The 3825-nt window shown below is 71.5% G+C and carries 4 protein-coding genes; 1 reads left to right on the forward strand and 3 read right to left on the reverse strand.

Annotation, left to right across the window (positions count from 1 at the left end):
• The 3 genes from ectA to GWI24_RS41835 form a co-directional block, all read right to left on the reverse strand.
• On the reverse strand, positions 1 to 561 hold the full coding sequence (gene ectA / locus GWI24_RS41825) for a diaminobutyrate acetyltransferase (RefSeq protein ID WP_210951244.1): 561 nt from the start codon (positions 559 to 561) through the stop codon (positions 1 to 3).
• Positions 562 to 880: 319 nt separating this feature from the next.
• Positions 881 to 1732: a hypothetical protein gene (locus GWI24_RS41830; RefSeq protein ID WP_210951245.1), complete on the reverse strand. Its 852-nt coding sequence runs from the start codon at positions 1730 to 1732 to the stop codon at positions 881 to 883.
• A complete protein-coding gene (locus GWI24_RS41835) occupies positions 1732 to 2403 on the reverse strand; it encodes a SigE family RNA polymerase sigma factor (protein ID WP_308344269.1) in 672 nt (223 codons plus the stop codon). The genes GWI24_RS41830 and GWI24_RS41835 overlap by 1 nt, the downstream gene beginning before the upstream one ends.
• A 351-nt stretch (positions 2404 to 2754) precedes the next feature.
• On the opposite strand from GWI24_RS41835, the gene GWI24_RS41840 reads away from it, so the two are divergent.
• Positions 2755 to 3825: amidohydrolase family protein (locus GWI24_RS41840; protein ID WP_210951247.1), on the forward strand; the 1071-nt coding region annotated here is incomplete at its 3' end.

Consider the following 3825-nt stretch of genomic DNA (forward strand, 5'->3'; position numbering starts at 1 on the left):
TCAGGTCCGGTCAGCGCGCGGCCCGAGCGGGCCGAGCGGACCGATGCGGTAGAGCACCTCGGGCTCATGCGCACCGTCGGGGAACAGACCGCCGTGGAAGAGCACCTCACGCTCGAGCTGGGCTTCGTGCCGTTCCGCGAACGAGGTGAACAGCCGGTTCGAGGCGGTGTTGTCCGGGGTGATCGTCGTCTCGATGCCGCGGACGCCCGTCGCGGTGACCCGCTTGACCAGCCCGTCCAGCAGGGTGGCGGCCAGTCCGCGGCCACGCCAGGCGTGGTCGACGGCGACCTGCCAGACGACCAGGGTCTCGGGGCGCTCGGGGCGGACGTAGCCGGTGATGAAGCCGACCGGTCCGCCGTCGGCGTCGCGCGCCACAACGGATGTGGCGGCGAAGTCGCGGCACCACAGTAGGTAGCTGTAGGAGGAGTTGAGGTCCAGGGCTTTGGAGTCGCGAGCGATTCGCCAGATCGCGGCTCCATCCTCGACGCGCGGGGTGTCGAGAGACAGGCCCTCCGGCAAATCCAATTCGCTACGGACTAGGTCTGCTTGTGCGGCGGTCATGCAAATTCAATTTACCCAGCAGAATCAGAAAATGCATCGTGGTGGGGGGTTACGTGGAGGGGGGTCGATGTGTTACCACGCGGGCGCGCGTGCGCGCGCGGCCGCCCGCCGAAAGACGGTGATTTGTGGGGGAGTTACTGGGTCATAGCGGATCGCGTGTGGGGTCTGTCACATGTGCGTAACTGGCTGGTGACCGGCTTGAATTTTGGCGACAAGATCCCGTGAAAAATTTTGTGTTTAGGAATCTCAAAAGCGGGCAGACGAATGTGGAAGCAGTAGCGGAAAAACGCGGAGAATTTCTGGTCAAGCTGCCATGAATTCAATCTCCCACGGTGAACTGAGGGAAGTCGCCCCGCACCGCGAAGGCCCCGGAGGCGCCGTTGCCCGAGGCCGCGTACGCGTCCCGCCCGGTATCCCGGTCGCCCTCGGCGTGGTTGTACTGCCCCGCGAGGACATACCGGCCCGCGGGCACGGTCGCCCCCTTCCGGAGCGTCCAGCGGTAGACCAGCACACCGTCCTCGGCATGGGTGGCGGTGGTCACATCGCCGGTCGGCAGCGAGTTCCAGGACCCGGTGGACCGCACACCCCCGGTGTCCGCCACCCGCAGCTCCACCGTCAGCGAGGTCAACGGCCTACCGATGGTGAGCGTGATGTCGCTCTGCGCCCAGTACGGATTGGAATGGGTGTTGATGGCGCCCTTGGACCGCACGGTCGGCTCGGCGAGGTGGTTTGGACCGGCCGCGGTGGGATAAGCGCTCGGCGTGTGCCGCTCAGCACCGCTCTGCGACCCGGCGTCCGGCTCGTCCCCGGGCCGCCGGTCCGCGTCCGTGCTCGCGCTGCTCGCGCCGGCGCCCGCGCCCGCCGGGGGCGCGGCGGGCTCGCTCGAGGTGCGCACCGTCTGCGGTCGCTCGGCGCCGTCCGTGGCCACCACCGCGATCCCCGTCGCGGCGACCGCCGCGGCCAGCCCGGCGACCGGGCTCACCACCCGGGCCCAGCGCGGGCTCGTCCGCGGGGCGCGGCGCCGGTCGTCGGCCGCCATGCCCGCCGTGACCCGGGCCAGCATCCGGATCCGGTCCGGCTCATGGGAAGCGGCGGCCGTACGCAGCTCGGCGACGACATCGCGGCCCTCGGTGCGGTCGCGGCTCTCGGGGCGCTCGCGATGCTCGATCATCAACTGCCCCCTCCTGCGTGCCCGGCGTGGCCCATGTGGCCGGAGCGGCGGGCTGGACCGGTGTGGCCCATGTGGCCTGTGTTCCCCGTGTTTCCGGCGCGGAGCGTTCGTACCGTCCGCCCTGTCCGTTCGGCCTCGGTCGCCGCGGACAGTTCCTCCTCGTCCTCGCCGTCCGGAGGGCCGAGCAGCCGTTCCAGCTCGGCGATGCCGCGGGAGGTCTGGCTCTTGACCGTGCCCACCGAAATGCCCAGCGTACGAGCCGTCTCCCGCTCGGAGAGGTCAAAGGCGTGGCGCAGCACCACACACGCGCGCTTGCGGAACGGCAGCCGGACCAGCGCGGCCTGCACATCCACCACGGCGGACACATCCGGGTCGTCCACGCGGTCGGGGCGCTGCGAGGAGAAGAGCGCCACGCGGCGCCGCTCGCGCACCAGGCTGCGGATGCGGGAACGGGCCAGGTTGGCGACCACACCCCGGGCGTACGCGGCCGGGTGGTCGGCGGCCCGCACCCGGTCCCACTGGTGCCAGACCGCCACCAGCGCGTCGGCCGCCAGGTCGTCCGCCCCGTCGGAGCTGCCGAGCAGCAGATGGGCGAGGCGGGCCAGCTCGGCATGGTGCCGCTCGAAGAAATCCCGGAACTCGGCTTGTGGATCGGCCGGTAAGGCGTCCACGGGCAGGACGTCGGCCGGTAGGCCCGCGGCGGATAAGGCGTCGGCCGGCAGGGCTTCGGCGGATAAGCCGTCGGGGCCCTCCGGTGCGTCGGGCGCCTGCGGGGAGACGTCCCCCGGGTTCCCTGGATCCCGTGGCGGGTCCGTCATGCGCGCCGCGTCCATCCGTACGGCTCGCGCGGTGCCCGAGGCGGCCGCGTCATCGGCGGGAGCGCTCACGAGGACCTCCTCCTGCCGCTCGTCCGGTGGGTTGCGTGAGCGTAGCAGCGCTCTGCGTGTTGTTCGAGTGGCGCCGTTCCCGCTGATGGGAATTGGCCGGTCAACGCCCTGCTCCGGTCTCGTACAGTGCGTTGCATGAGGGATAGCGCGGTGCTCCACATCAAGGGCCGGGTCCTGGTCGGACCGGACACCGGTGACGCTGCCGGGGACGTACGGGACGAGCTGTGGGTGGTCGACGGCAGGGTCACCTTCGAGCGGCCGTCCGGGGCCAGGGACATCCGGCTGATCGAGGGCTGGGCGCTGCCCGGACTCGTCGACGCCCACTGCCATGTCGGACTCGACGCCCATGGGGCGGTGGACGACTCGACGAGCGAGAAACAGGCGCTGACCGACCGGGACGCCGGGGCGCTGCTGCTGCGGGACGCCGGATCGCCGGCCGACACCCGCTGGATCGACGACCGCGAGGACCTGCCCCGCATCATCCGGGCCGGCCGCCATATCGCCCGTACCAAGCGCTACATCCGCAACTACGCGCATGAGATCGAGCCCGAGGACCTGGTCGCCTATGTGGCCGCGGAGGCGCGGCGCGGCGACGGCTGGGTCAAGCTGGTCGGCGACTGGATCGACCGGGAGACCGGTGACCTGGGGTTCTGCTGGCCGCGCGGCGCGGTCGAGGAGGCCATCGCGGAGGCGCACCGGCTGGGCGCGCGGGTCACGGCGCACTGTTTCGCCGAGGAGAGCCTGGCCCCGCTGGTCGAGGCGGGGATCGACTGCATCGAGCACGCCACCGGGCTCACCGAGGAGACGATCCCGCTGTTCGCCGAGCGGGGCGTGGCGATCGTGCCGACCCTGGTCAACATCGCCACCTTCCCCCGGCTGGCGCTGGGCGGCGAGGCGAGGTTCCCGCGCTGGGCCGACCATATGCGGCGGCTGCACGCGCGCCGCTACGAGACGGTGCGGGCGGCCCACGACGCGGGCATCCCGATCTACACCGGCACGGACGCGGGTGGCGGCCTTGCCCATGGGCTGGTCGGGCAGGAGGTCGCCGAGCTGGTGAAGGCGGGCATCCCGGTGCGTGACGCGCTCTCGGCGGCGACCTGGGGAGCGCGGGACTGGCTCGGGCGGCCGGGCCTCGCCGAGGGTGCCTCCGCCGATCTCGTCGTCTACGACGCGGATCCGCGCGCCGATGTGCGGGTGCTGACTACG

It is taken from the genome of Streptomyces sp. MK37H (genome assembly GCF_018035285.1).
In the GTDB taxonomy this organism is placed as follows: domain Bacteria; phylum Actinomycetota; class Actinomycetes; order Streptomycetales; family Streptomycetaceae; genus Streptomyces; species Streptomyces endocoffeicus.